Source organism: Pseudomonas sp. BYT-1 (assembly GCF_023611805.1).
Taxonomy (GTDB): domain Bacteria; phylum Pseudomonadota; class Gammaproteobacteria; order Pseudomonadales; family Pseudomonadaceae; genus Aquipseudomonas; species Aquipseudomonas guariconensis.
In genome coordinates this window covers 1,057,430-1,069,943 of sequence record NZ_CP072559.1, presented here as the reverse complement: position 1 = coordinate 1,069,943, position 12,514 = coordinate 1,057,430, and the positions used below count along the sequence as shown (strand labels likewise).

At 60.9% G+C, this 12,514-nt stretch carries 17 protein-coding genes; 11 read left to right on the top strand and 6 right to left on the bottom strand.

Translation table 11 applies throughout. The annotated features are described in order from the left end of the window. Nucleotides 1–23: 23 nt before the first annotated feature. From J5X93_RS04875 to J5X93_RS04855, 5 genes are read right to left on the bottom strand one after another with little or no spacing between them, the layout of a single operon-like run. Nucleotides 24–326, bottom strand: coding sequence for an STAS domain-containing protein (locus J5X93_RS04875; protein WP_043213294.1), 303 nt, complete (start codon nt 324–326; stop codon nt 24–26). Beyond that, nucleotides 323–976 (bottom strand): MlaC/ttg2D family ABC transporter substrate-binding protein, encoded by a 654-nt coding sequence (locus J5X93_RS04870; protein ID WP_043213291.1) that lies wholly within the window; start codon nt 974–976, stop codon nt 323–325. Before J5X93_RS04870 ends, J5X93_RS04875 begins: the two co-directional genes overlap by 4 nt. A gap of 9 nt (nt 977–985) precedes the next feature. Continuing rightward, the gene (gene mlaD, locus J5X93_RS04865; RefSeq protein ID WP_009683030.1) at nt 986–1,471 is read right to left on the bottom strand and encodes an outer membrane lipid asymmetry maintenance protein MlaD; all 486 of its coding nucleotides are present in this window, start codon (nt 1,469–1,471) and stop codon (nt 986–988) included. Next, on the bottom strand, nt 1,471–2,268 hold the full coding sequence (mlaE, locus tag J5X93_RS04860; protein WP_043213287.1) for a lipid asymmetry maintenance ABC transporter permease subunit MlaE: 798 nt from the start codon (nt 2,266–2,268) through the stop codon (nt 1,471–1,473). The genes mlaD and mlaE overlap by 1 nt, the downstream gene beginning before the upstream one ends. Further along, a complete protein-coding gene (locus J5X93_RS04855; RefSeq protein ID WP_043213285.1) occupies nt 2,268–3,077 on the bottom strand; it encodes an ATP-binding cassette domain-containing protein in 810 nt (269 codons plus the stop codon). The genes mlaE and J5X93_RS04855 overlap by 1 nt, the downstream gene beginning before the upstream one ends. Nucleotides 3,078–3,311: 234 nt before the next feature. Between J5X93_RS04855 and J5X93_RS04850 the strand changes: the two genes are divergently transcribed. The 10 genes from J5X93_RS04850 to J5X93_RS04805 all read left to right on the top strand — a co-directional run bounded on the left by J5X93_RS04850 (nt 3,312) and on the right by J5X93_RS04805 (nt 10,311). Beyond that, nucleotides 3,312–4,289 (top strand): KpsF/GutQ family sugar-phosphate isomerase, encoded by a 978-nt coding sequence (locus J5X93_RS04850; protein WP_043213283.1) that lies wholly within the window; start codon nt 3,312–3,314, stop codon nt 4,287–4,289. Nucleotides 4,290–4,303: 14 nt separating this feature from the next. Beyond that, nucleotides 4,304–4,828 carry a KdsC family phosphatase gene (locus J5X93_RS04845; RefSeq protein WP_043213281.1) on the top strand — a complete coding sequence of 175 codons (525 nt, stop codon included), beginning with the start codon at nt 4,304–4,306 and terminating at the stop codon, nt 4,826–4,828. Between the two features lie 8 nt (nt 4,829–4,836). Further along, complete coding sequence (gene lptC / locus J5X93_RS04840; protein ID WP_043213277.1) at nt 4,837–5,409, top strand: LPS export ABC transporter periplasmic protein LptC; 573 nt, start codon at nt 4,837–4,839, stop codon at nt 5,407–5,409. Then, the gene (gene lptA / locus J5X93_RS04835) at nt 5,396–5,920 is read left to right on the top strand and encodes a lipopolysaccharide transport periplasmic protein LptA (protein WP_043213272.1); all 525 of its coding nucleotides are present in this window, start codon (nt 5,396–5,398) and stop codon (nt 5,918–5,920) included. The genes lptC and lptA overlap by 14 nt, the downstream gene beginning before the upstream one ends. Next, nucleotides 5,921–6,646: an LPS export ABC transporter ATP-binding protein gene (gene lptB / locus J5X93_RS04830; RefSeq protein WP_043213270.1), complete on the top strand. Its 726-nt coding sequence runs from the start codon at nt 5,921–5,923 to the stop codon at nt 6,644–6,646. It abuts the gene before it with no gap. Nucleotides 6,647–6,804: 158 nt separating this feature from the next. Continuing rightward, nucleotides 6,805–8,298, top strand: a complete 1,494-nt coding sequence (locus J5X93_RS04825; protein ID WP_090346613.1) for an RNA polymerase factor sigma-54 — start codon at nt 6,805–6,807, stop codon at nt 8,296–8,298. A gap of 77 nt (nt 8,299–8,375) precedes the next feature. Beyond that, entirely contained in the window at nt 8,376–8,684 is a 309-nt protein-coding gene (hpf, locus tag J5X93_RS04820) for a ribosome hibernation-promoting factor, HPF/YfiA family (protein WP_043213265.1), read from the top strand. 12 nt (nt 8,685–8,696) lie between these two features. Continuing rightward, nucleotides 8,697–9,161, top strand: coding sequence for a PTS IIA-like nitrogen regulatory protein PtsN (gene ptsN, locus J5X93_RS04815; protein ID WP_182941715.1), 465 nt, complete (start codon nt 8,697–8,699; stop codon nt 9,159–9,161). Between the two features lie 2 nt (nt 9,162–9,163). Next, entirely contained in the window at nt 9,164–10,018 is an 855-nt protein-coding gene (gene rapZ, locus J5X93_RS04810; RefSeq protein WP_043213260.1) for an RNase adapter RapZ, read from the top strand. Between the two features lie 20 nt (nt 10,019–10,038). Beyond that, a complete protein-coding gene (locus J5X93_RS04805; RefSeq protein WP_043213258.1) occupies nt 10,039–10,311 on the top strand; it encodes an HPr family phosphocarrier protein in 273 nt (90 codons plus the stop codon). A gap of 160 nt (nt 10,312–10,471) precedes the next feature. On the opposite strand, the gene pmbA is transcribed toward J5X93_RS04805, so the two are convergent. Next, on the bottom strand, nt 10,472–11,818 hold the full coding sequence (gene pmbA, locus J5X93_RS04800) for a metalloprotease PmbA (protein ID WP_043213256.1): 1,347 nt from the start codon (nt 11,816–11,818) through the stop codon (nt 10,472–10,474). 109 nt (nt 11,819–11,927) lie between these two features. Here pmbA and yjgA point away from each other — a divergent pair, with 109 nt between their 5' ends. Continuing rightward, on the top strand, nt 11,928–12,449 hold the full coding sequence (yjgA, locus tag J5X93_RS04795; protein ID WP_043213253.1) for a ribosome biogenesis factor YjgA: 522 nt from the start codon (nt 11,928–11,930) through the stop codon (nt 12,447–12,449). Nucleotides 12,450–12,514 lie beyond the last annotated feature (65 nt).

The following is a 12,514-nucleotide window of genomic DNA, read 5'->3' as shown; positions in this document are numbered from 1 at the left end:
GGCTATCCCTTAGTGGCGAACCATCAGCCCGCCAACACTTCATCGAGGTCATAAACCCCGGCGATTTCCCGCATGTCATCAGGCATGCCACGCAGTTCCCAGCCCTTGCCTGCGGCCTGGGCATCACGGATGAAGCCCAGCAGCAGGGAGAGGCCGACACTGCTGGACTTGGCCACCGACGAGCAATCGAACACCAGCCTAGACTCACGACAAGCCGCGATCAGCGCCTTGCCCTCCTTGCGCAGGGCCGGACCGCTGCGGTAGTCCAGAACCCCGGCCAGGCGCAGGACGCCCGGCTCGGTCATGCTCACGCCAGCTTCGCTCATTTCACTTCCTTGTCTGGCGAATTGTCGGCCGCTTCCTTGGCCTTGGCCACCTCGCCGGCCCAGCCGTCGATGGTCTTGTCCAGATTGTTGCCATTGCGCTGCATGGCATCTGCGAACTGATCGCGGAACAGCTTGCCGATGTTGATGCCATTGACGATCACGTTACGTACCTTCCACTCGTCACCGAGCTTTTGCAGGGTGTACTGGACCGGATAAACCGCACCGTTGTTGCCGGTGACCTTCATGCCCACGCTGGCGCGATCGCCATTTTCAGTCTTGGCCGGATCGACGGTGATGCCTTGGTTGTTGTACTCCAGCAGTGCGTTGCCATAGAACTGCATCAGGCTACGCTTGAAGTTTTCCTGGAAACGCTGCATCTGCTCGGGCGTGGCCTTGCGCGAATACTTCACGGTCATGATGCTCTTGGAGATGCCATCGGCATCGACCACTGGGCCGAGAATACGATTGAGCGCATCGTAGAAGGCCTGAGGGTTGGTCTTGTACTGTTCCTTATTGGCCTTGAGGTCGCTCAACAGGGCATCGGTGGTGCCTTGCACCACGTCACGTGGGGTTTGCCCAGGTGCCGCCAGGGCCAGCAGAGGGAAGGCCGCCAATAGGACCAGCAGGCCGCGTCGCAGGATCGAGATCATGGAAACTCCTTAATTAGCGGGTTGGGCTTCTTTGGGTTCCTTGCCAACGGAATTGAGCAGGAACTTGCCAATCAGATCTTCCAGCACCAGTGCCGACTGGGTGTCATGGATGGTAGAGCCATCCTTGAGCACGTCTTCTTCACCACCCACGCTGATGCCGATGTACTTCTCGCCGAGCAATCCGGCGGTCAGGATAGAAGCAGTGGAGTCGGTCGGCAGATTGTCGACGCTTTTGTCCAGCTGCAGGGTCACCCGACCGGTGTAGGAGTCGCGATCCAGATCGATGGCCGTGACCTTGCCGATGGTCACACCGGCCATGGTCACTTTAGCTCTGACCGTCAAACCAGCGATATTGTCGAAGTACGCATAAACTTTATAGGTGTCGCTGCTGGGGCTTGCGGACAAACCACTGACGCGCAAGGCCAGCAGCAGCAACGCCAGGATCCCGGCCAGCAGGAACAGGCCGACACCGATTTCCAGGGTGCGGTTTTGCATCAGAAATCTCCAAACATCAAGGCGGTCAGAATAAAGTCCAGACCCAGGACTGCCAACGAGGCATAGACCACGGTCTTGGTGGTGGCACGGCTGATCCCTTCCGAAGTGGGTTCGCAGTCATACCCCTGGAACACGGCGATCCAGGTCACGACGAAGGCGAACACAACGCTTTTGATCAACCCGTTGAGCACGTCGTCGGTGAAGGAAACACTGTTTTGCATGTTGGCCCAGAACGAGCCCTCGTAGACGCCCAGCCAATCCACGGCCACCCAGGATCCGCCCCAGATACCGACCACACTGAAAATCAGCGCCAGCATCGGCAGCGAGATGAAACCGGCCCACAGACGCGGGGCGACGATGTACTTGAGTGGGTCGACACCGATCATCTCCAGACTGGACAGTTGTTCGGTCGACTTCATGTTGCCGATTTCGGCGGTCAGGGCCGAGCCCGCGCGCCCTGCGAACAGCAAGGCAGTCACAACCGGCCCGAGCTCACGCAGCAAGGTCAGGGCGATCATCTGGCCAACGGCCTGCTCCGATCCGTACTTGGTGAGAATGCTGTAGCCCTGCAGCGACAGCACCATGCCGATGAACACGCCGGAAACCACGATGATCGCCAGCGACAGTACACCTACCGAATAAAGCTGCTTGACCAGCAACTGGAAGCCGCCACCGATGCCTCCGCGCCCACCCATGGCGTGCCCGAGGAACAGGCAGGAGCGGCCGAGCACAGCCAGGACGTCGATGGCCGAGCGGCCGAACAAACGAATGCGTTCGAGTATGGATTTTCTGCGCATCACCGCGCCCCCAGCAGATCGGCGCGATAGTCAGGCGCAGGAAAGTGAAATGGCACCGGGCCATCCGGATCGCCCTTCATGAACTGGCGGATACGCGGATTATCCGACCCCATCAGCTCGTCGGGCGTGCCCTGCCCCAGCACCTGGCCATCACCGACCACATAGATGTAGTCAGCGATGCTCGCGGTCTCGGCCAGGTCATGGGAGACCACGATACTGGTGATCCCAAGGGCGTCGTTGAGCAGCCGGATCAGGCGCACGAGCACCCCCATGGCGATGGGATCCTGACCGACGAAAGGTTCGTCGTACATGAGGATCTGTGGATCCAGCGCGATCGCCCGAGCCAGCGCCACCCGGCGCTTCATGCCACCGGACAGCTCGTCCGGCATCAGGTCGATAGCCCCGCGCAGGCCCACGGCCTGCAGCTTCATCAGAACGATGTCGCGGATCATCTCGTCCGACAATTGGGTGTGCACCCGCAACGGGAATGCAACGTTCTCGAAAACGTCGAGATCGGTGAACAAGGCACCGCTCTGGAACAGAACGCCCATCTGCTTGCGCGCATCGAACAGGTCGCTGCGCGACAGGCTCGGCAGGTTCTGCCCGGCGACCCAAACCTCGCCGCTGGAGGGACGCAACTGCGCGCCCATCAGGCGCAACAGGGTTGTCTTGCCGCACCCGGAAGGCCCCATGATGCCGGTGACCTTACCCCGTGGGATGCGTATGTCGACATTGCTGAAAATGCTGCGCGAACCGCGCTTGAAGGTAACCCCCTTCAACTCGACCGCGTAGGCGCTATCCACACTCATCTAGACTCCTTGCGATGCAGCCTCGTCTGCAATGGACGCCTACCCTCTTCATGAAGGCACACGCGTCCCTGCCGGGCGCAATAGCGGCGAACTATAGCACCGCTGCAATGCCGCCCCCAAGGCCATTGCAGGGGCTGTTCAGGCCCGCGACAGCAACCCAGGCAAACGAAAGATGAGGGTTTCGCACATTGCCGTTATAATCGGCACCTTTTTTACCAGACATTGCTTTCCGACATGAGCCAATCCAGCGAGCTGATCCAATCCGCCCAGCGCACCCTGCGCCTGGAACTCGAAGCCGTAGAGGGCCTGCTGCCCCGCATCGACGGCAATTTCGTCAAAGCTTGTGAGCTGATTCTGAACAGCAAAGGCAGAGTCGTCGTGCTCGGCATGGGCAAGTCGGGCCATATCGGCAACAAGATCGCCGCGACCCTCGCCAGCACCGGCACCCCAGCGTTTTTCGTGCACCCGGCCGAGGCCAGCCACGGCGACATGGGCATGATCACCCGCGACGATGTCATCCTGGCACTGTCCAACTCAGGCAGCACCGCCGAGATCGTTACCCTGCTGCCATTGATCAAGCGCCTGGGCATCCAGATGATCAGCCTCACTGGCAACCCGGACTCTCCCCTGGCCCAGGCCGCCGAGGTCAACCTCGATGCCAGCGTCGCCCAGGAGGCCTGCCCGCTCAATCTTGCGCCCACCTCCTCCACCACTGCCGCGCTGGTGCTGGGTGACGCCCTGGCCATCGCCCTGCTCGAGGCACGCGGGTTCACGGCCGAAGACTTCGCTTTCTCCCATCCGGGAGGCGCGCTGGGTCGCCGCCTGCTGCTGAAGGTGGAAAACGTCATGCACACCGGCGAAGCACTGCCGATCGTGCCGCGTGGCACCCTGCTCAAGGACGCCCTGGTAGAGATGTCGCGCAAGAGTTTGGTAGGCATGACCGTGGTCCTGGAGGCCGACGGCCGTCTGGCCGGGGTGTTCACCGACGGCGACCTGCGCCGCGCCCTGGAGCGCAACATCGATGTGCACAAGACCATCATCGACCAGGTGATGACCGTCCACGGCAAAACCGCACGCGCCGAGATGCTCGCCGCCGAGGCCTTGCGCATCATGGAAGACAACAAGATCAACGCGCTGGTGGTGGTCGACCAGAACGACCGCCCCACCGGCGCCTTGAACATGCATGACCTGCTGCGCGCAGGCGTGATGTGATGGAGTGCAATGCAATGAACCCGGATCTTCTGCAACGCGGCAAGGCCATCAAGCTGGCCGTGTTCGATGTCGATGGCGTGCTGACCGACGGACGTCTGTATTTCCTTGAAGACGGCAGCGAGTTCAAGACCTTCAACACCCTGGATGGCCACGGCATCAAGATGCTCATGGCTTCGGGCGTGACCACAGCGATCATCAGCGGGCGCAAGACCCCGGTGGTCGAGCGCCGAGCAAAGAACCTCGGCATCCCGCACCTGTTCCAGGGCCGCGAGGACAAACTGGTAGTGCTCGACAGCCTGCTCGCCGAACTGGGCCTAAGCTATGAACAGGTCGCCTACTTGGGCGATGACCTGCCAGACCTGCCGGTGATCCGCCGCGTAGGCCTTGGCATGGCGGTGGCAAGCGCCGCCCCGTTCGTTCGCCAGCACGCCCATGGCGTGACCCAGGCCCGCGGCGGCGAAGGTGCCGCACGCGAGTTCTGTGAACTGATCATGCAGGCCCAGGGCACCCTGGACGCTGCCAACGCCAACTACCTCTAAGGCCAGACATGTTCAGCAAGAAAGCCAGGAATATCGTGCTGCTCGGTGCGATCGCCGCACTGCTGGTGGCCGTCGGCTACTGGAACATCAGCCCCGAGAGTTTCCTCGAAAAGCCGGTGGCCCAGGTCGATGAGAATGCCATCGACTACTATGCGATCAATGCCCACAGCGTGCAGTACCTGCCTGATGGCAAGGTGCAATACGAAATGACCGCCGACAAGGTGGAGCACCTCAAGTCCAGCGAGATCACCCTGGTGACTACGCCGGACCTGCACATGTACCGGGGCACCCAGTATCCCTGGCACGTGCAGAGCGTGCGCGCCGAGGTCAACCCGGATGGCAGCGAGGTCGAGCTGATCGACAAGGTCCGGGTTGCCCGCACCGATGAAAAGCAGCGCGAAACGATCATCACCACCACCCGCATGACCGTCTTCCCGCAGAAGCAATATGCGCAGACCGAGCAAGCCGTTAGAATCGACGGCGCCGGTGGGACGACTACGGGCAAAGGAATGAAAGCGTATTTGAAAGACGGCAGGATGGACCTGCTGTCCAACGTAAGAGGACAGTATGAGGCTCGTTAACACCCTCCCCTTTTTGCTCAGCCTGAGCGCGGCACTGGGAAGCGCGAGCGCCTTGGCCCTGCCGAACGATCGTGACCAGCCTATCCGCATCCAGGCTGACAACGCTCACCTGGACGACAAGCAAGGCGTCGCCACCTACACCGGCGACGTGATCATCACCCAGGGTTCGATGATGATCAAAGGCAACACCGTGACCATCACCCGTGCCGCCTCCGGCGATATCGACGTGGTCACCTCGGTGGGCAACCTAGCCTACTTCGAGCAACAGCAGAGCGCCGCCAAACCCGACAAGATGAAAGGCTGGGGCGTGACCATCCAGTACCAGGCGCAAAAGGACATGGTGATCCTCACCGACCGCGCCAAGGTCGAGAACGAAGGCAACACCACTGAAGGCGAGAAGATCGTCTACAACACCAAGACCCAGGTGGCTACCGCCGGTCGTGGTGGCAATGTGACTTCACCACGTCAGCGTATCGACATGGTGATCCAGCCGAAGAAGAAGGCCGAGTAAATGGCAACCCTCAAAGCCCAGCACTTGGCCAAGAGCTACAAGAGCCGCCAGGTTGTCCGCGACGTCAGCCTGTCGATCGACAGCGGTCAGATCGTCGGCCTGCTCGGCCCCAACGGCGCCGGCAAGACCACCTGCTTCTACATGATCGTTGGCCTGGTCCGCGCCGACCAGGGACGCGTACTGATCGACAACCTGGACGTCAGCCACCAGCCCATGCACGGTCGCGCCCGCGCCGGCATCGGCTATCTGCCCCAGGAAGCCTCGATCTTCCGCAAGCTGTCGGTGGCCGACAACATCATGGCCATCCTCGAGACCCGCAAGGAGCTCGACCGTGACGGCCGCAGAAAGGAGCTGGAAAGCCTTCTGCAGGAATTCCACATCAGCCACATCCGCGACAACCTTGGCATGAGCCTCTCCGGTGGCGAACGCCGCCGGGTCGAGATCGCCCGCGCCCTGGCCACCGCACCGAAGTTCATCCTGCTGGACGAACCTTTCGCTGGTGTAGACCCGATCTCCGTTGGCGATATCAAACAGATCATCCACCACCTCAAGGCCAAGGGCATCGGGGTGCTGATCACCGACCACAACGTCCGTGAAACCCTTGATATCTGTGAAACCGCCTACATCGTCAATGATGGTCAGCTGATCGCCGAGGGCGACGCCGAGACCATCCTGGCCAACGATTTGGTCAAGGAGGTTTACCTGGGCCACGAGTTCCGACTTTAAAGGCCCGGAGTCTGCTTGGAGCACTGAAGGAAGTGACACAGTGCTCTAGGCAAACGCTACAATTTCAGGCATATAACTTGCTTAAAATTGGCGCCTCGGCGCCCTACGTGTAGTGGATGGCGCATGCGCGCCGGCGAACAAGGTATTAAGCCCCAGCCATGAAACCATCGCTCGTCCTAAAAATGGGCCAGCAACTGACGATGACCCCGCAGTTGCAACAGGCCATCCGTCTGCTCCAGCTATCCACCCTGGACCTGCAACAAGAAATCCAGGAAGCGCTGGAGTCCAATCCGATGCTCGAACGTCAGGAAGACGGCGACGACTTCGACAACAGCGACCCGATGGCCGACAACGCCGAAAGCAAGCCGGCTGCCGAAGCCCAAGAGAGCAGCTTCCAGGAAAGCACCAGCAGTGCCGAGAACCTGGAGGAAGGCGAATGGAACGAGCGCATCCCCAACGAATTACCCGTGGACACTGCCTGGGAAGACATCTACCAGACCAGTGCCAGCAACCTGCCCGCCAGCGATGACGACGAGTGGGACTTCACCACCCGCACTTCCGTCGGCGAAAGCCTGCAGAGCCATCTTCTGTGGCAACTCAACCTGGCGCCGATGTCCGACACCGACCGGCTGATCGCCGTGACCCTGATCGACAGCATCAACGAACAGGGTTACCTGGAGGACAGCCTCGAAGAAATCTGCGCAGGCTTCGACCCCGAACTGGATATCGAGCTCGACGAAGTCGAAGCGGTACTGCACCGCATCCAGCAATTCGAACCCGCAGGCATTGGCGCCCGCAGCCTTGGCGAGTGCCTGCTGCTGCAGCTACGTCAGCTTCCGGCGAACACCCCCTGGATGGCTGAGGCGCAGCGCCTGGTCACTGATTTCATCGACTTGCTCGGCAGCCGCGACTACAGCCAGCTGATGCGTCGCATGAAGATCAAGGAGGACGAGCTGCGCCAGGTCATCGAACTGGTGCAGAGCCTGAACCCGCGCCCTGGTTCGCAGATCGAGTCCAGCGAGCCCGAGTACGTGGTTCCCGACGTCATCGTGCGCAAGGACAGCGACCGCTGGCTGGTCGAACTGAACCAGGAAGCGATACCACGCCTGCGGGTCAACCCGCAGTATGCCGGCTTCGTCCGCCGCGCCGATACCAGCGCCGACAACACCTTCATGCGCAACCAGTTGCAAGAAGCGCGCTGGTTCATCAAGAGCCTGCAAAGTCGCAACGAGACGCTGATGAAGGTCGCCACCCAGATCGTCGAGCACCAGCGAGGCTTCCTGGACCATGGTGACGAGGCGATGAAGCCGCTGGTACTGCACGATATCGCCGAAGCGGTAGGCATGCACGAATCGACCATTTCCCGGGTCACCACGCAGAAATACATGCATACCCCGCGCGGTATCTACGAACTGAAATACTTTTTCTCGAGCCATGTAAGCACCTCCGAAGGCGGTGAATGCTCGTCTACGGCGATCCGCGCGATCATCAAGAAACTGGTTGCGGCGGAAAATCAGAAAAAGCCATTGAGTGACAGCAAGATCGCTGGTTTACTGGAGGCACAAGGCATCCAGGTAGCCCGTCGCACCGTCGCCAAGTACCGCGAGTCCCTCGGCATCGCACCGTCGAGTGAGCGCAAGCGACTGATGTAGCCCCTGGAAGAGCCATAGCGTTTCAGTGGCAGGTGCAATACCTGCCCTTTATGCACGGGCAACAAAGGAGAAGCTGTATGCAAGTCAACATCAGTGGACAGCATGTAGAAGTCACTCAACCACTGCGCGAGTATGTCCTTGAAAAGCTCGCCCGCGTGGAGGGGCATTTCGACAAGATCACCAACGTGACGGTGATCATGAAGGTCGAAAAACTGCAGCAGAAGGTGGAGGCCACACTCCAGATTCCCGGCGGTGAAGTGGTCGCCAATGCCGAACACCAAGACATGTATGCAGCGATCGACGCCCTGGCTGACAAGCTCGACCGCCAACTGAAAAAACATAAGGAAAAACAGCAAAGCCTGCTGCAAGGTGCAGCCGCCCGCTGATCCCTCTCATCCATGATCCGACTTGAAACCATCCTGACCCCCGGCCGTTCCCTCGTGAACGTGCCGGGCGGCAGTAAAAAGCGCGTGCTCCAGGAAATCGCCACCCTGATCGCCAGGGAAGTGCCCGAACTGGAGATGGAAGACGTATTCGAAAAACTGGTTGGCCGTGAAAAGCTCGGATCCACCGGTTTCGGCAACGGCATCGCCATCCCCCATTGTCGCCTCGAAGGCTGCACCGCTCCGGTCAGCGCCCTGCTGCACCTGGATGCCCCCATCGACTATGACGCCATCGATGGCGCGCCGGTGGATCTGCTGTTCGTCCTGCTTGTGCCAGAAGCCGCCACCGACGCCCACCTTGAACTGCTGCGCCAGATTGCCAGCATGCTCGATCGCAAGGAGGTCCGCGATCACCTGCGTGCCGCCAACAGCAGCGAGGCCCTGTACCAGGTAGTCCTGGACGCACAGAACGAGCACTGAACATGCGCCTGATCATCGTCAGCGGCCGGTCTGGCTCCGGCAAAAGCACCGCCCTCGACGTGCTGGAAGACAACGGTTATTACTGCATCGACAACCTACCCGCCGGGCTATTGCCGCAGTTGGCAGAAAACGCGTTGATCAATACCGAACTGCTGCAACCCAAGGTGGCTGTCTCCATCGACGCGCGCAACCTGCCCAGTCACCTGACGCGCTTCCCCGAACTGCTTGAGGGCGCGCGAGCCCAGCATATCCAGTGCGACGTACTGTATCTGGATGCCGACGAGGAGACCCTGCTCAAGCGCTTCTCCGAAACGCGTCGTCGACACCCGCTGACCAACGCCAATCGCTCCCTCGCCGAAGCGATCCGTGTCGAAAGCGAACTGCTGGGCCCGATCGCCGATCTGGCCGATCTCAAGATCGACACCACCAACCTCAACCTTTACCAGTTGCGCGACTCGATCAAGCTGCGTCTGCTCAATCAGCCCGAGCCAGGCACAGCGTTTCTGGTGGAGTCCTTTGGCTTCAAGCGCGGCATGCCCGTGGATGCCGATCTGGTGTTCGATGTCCGTTGCCTGCCTAATCCGTATTGGAAGCCCGAGCTACGCGAACACTCCGGGCTGGAGCAGCCGGTAATCGACTACCTGGCCGCCCAACCGGATGTCGAAGAGATGTTCCAGGACATCTCCAGTTATCTGCTCAAATGGCTGCCTCGATTCGCCGCCAGCAATCGCGCCTATGTCACCATCGCGATTGGCTGCACAGGCGGTCACCACCGTTCTGTCTACCTGACCGAGCGCCTGGGCCAACTTTTGCAACCCACCCTGAAAAACGTCCAGGTCCGCCATCGCGACCTCTAGCCCACAGGATCCGCACCCCAATGCCCGCCCGCGAAATCACCATCATCAACAAGCTGGGGCTCCACGCCCGGGCGGCAGCCAAGTTCGTTGGCGTAGCCGGGCGCTTCCCCTGCCAGGTCAGGGTGGGGCGTGCGCCGGACAAAATGGTGGATGGCAAGAGCATCATGGCAGTGATGATGCTCGCCGCGGGCAAGGGCACCCAGGTGCACCTGATGACCGAGGGAGAACAGGACAATGAGGCCATGGACGCCTTGGTCGAGTTGATCAACAACTATTTCGACGAAGGCGAGTAATCCGCCGCGAAGGGCTCAAATCGAGCCGACCTGGCTGACCTTGCCGCGTAGCCGTACCGGCTCAGATCCAATTCTGGGATGGCAACATCCCCCACACAGAACAAAAGCAAAGGGCCGCTATGCGGCCCTGAGTTTCAATCGTCCCGCCTGCTGGCAGGTATCAGCTCCCCGCCACCGTCATCCGCTCGATCAGCACCGAGCCGCTATGAATATTGCTCCGGGTTTCGATATCACTGCCGATCGCTACGATCTGCTGGAACATGTCCTTCATGTTGCCGGCGATCGTCACCTCCTGGACGGGGAACTGGATCTCGCCATTCTCTACCCAGAAGCCCGCCGCGCCGCGGGAGTAATCCCCCGTCACCATGTTGAGGCCGTGCCCCATCAGTTCGGTCACCAGCAAGCCACGCCCCATGCGGCGGATCAGTGCGGCCTGGTCCTCCACCCCATGGGTGACGAACAGGTTATGCACACCACCAGCGTTGGCAGTACTTGGCAGTCCCAGCTTGCGTCCGGAATAGGTACCCAGCAGGTAGGAGACCAGCTCGCCTTTTTCCACGAATGGCTTTGCATAGGTCGCCAGGCCATCGCCGTCGAAAGCTGCGCTTCCCAGGGCTCGCGGCAAGTGGGGACGTTCATCGAGCGTCAGCCAGGTAGGGAACAGACGCTGGCCGATAGCGCCATCAAGGAAGGAGGATTTACGGTACAGATTGCCGCCGGAGATGGCCGACAGGAAGCTGCCGAACAACCCGCCGGCCAGTTCCGCGGAAAACAGCACGGGCACCTCGCAGGTCGGCACCGGACGAGCACCCAGGCGGCTGGCTGCACGCTGTGCGGCGCGCTGCCCGATGCTACGCGGGTCGGCCAGCAATTGGCCCTGGCGATTGACGTCGTACCAGTAGTCACGCTGCATCTGCCCTTCGCCTTCGGCGATCATCACGCAGCTCAGGCTATGGCGCGTGGAGGCATAACCGCCGATGAAACCGTGGCTGTTGCCATAGACTCGGCAGCCTTGGTGGGTGTTCAGGGTCGTGCCATCGGCATTGAGGATGCGTGGGTCGGCATCGAAGGCTGCGGCCTCACAGGCCAATGCCATCTCGACGGCCTTTTCCGGCTCCAGGGCCCAATCATGGTAAAGGTCGAGATCAGGGATCTCGCGGGCCATCAGCGCCGCATCGGCCAGGCCTGCGCATTCATCCTCGGAGGTGTGCTGGGCAATGGCCAGCGCAGCCGCCACAGTCTCGCGAATCGCGTCCGGGCCGCTGGCCGATGTACTGGCCGAGCCTTTGCGCTGGCCAACATAAAGGGTGATACCAAAACCTTGATCGCGGTTGAACTCGACGGTCTCGACCTCACGTTGACGCACCGTAGTGGACAAGCCCTGCTCCAGCGACACCGCAACTTCGCAGGCGCTGGCGCCCTGGCGACGTGCTTCGGCGATGATCGCCTCGACCTGTTCCTGCAACGCCGGCAGGTCCTTGGGGCCTACGCTCTGGACTGCACTCATGGTTCTCTCCACTCGAAATTCTGCGTACGGCTAGGGTCATTCTACGACCGGGCCGGACAAGCGGCCCCCGACTGGTTATCATGGCGGCGATTTCTAGCGGACTGCCACCATGGTTGATTCTTACGACGACGCCTTCGACGGCGAAAAAAGCAAAACCCAGATCAAGCGCGAGCTGCATGCGCTGGTCGAGCTCGGAGAGCGCCTCACCACGCTCAAGGCCGATACCCTGGCTCGCCTGCCCCTGACCGACGAGCTGCGCCGGGCACTGGCCGAAGCCCACAAGCACACTGCTCATGGTGCTCGCAAACGCCATATGTCGTTCGTCGGCAAGCTGATGCGCGATCAGGACATCGATGCCATCCATGCCCTGCTCGAACAAATCGACAGCTCGAGCCGCCAGTACAACGAACGTTTCCATAACCTGGAGCGTTGGCGCGATCGCCTGGTCGATGGCAATGACGAAGACCTGGAGCGCTTCGTCAACGAGTATCCCGACACCGACCGCCAGCACCTGCGCTCGCTGATCCGTCATGCCCAGCACGAGAAGGCCCGGAACAAACCGCCGGCCGCCGCGCGCAAGGTCTTCAAATACATACGCGACCTCGACGAGACCCAACGGGGCCTGCGCTGAGGTCCTCGTCCCGGGGCTGACATGCAACCCCGGTGAAATCCCAAAGGACCGCAATGCGGTCCTTT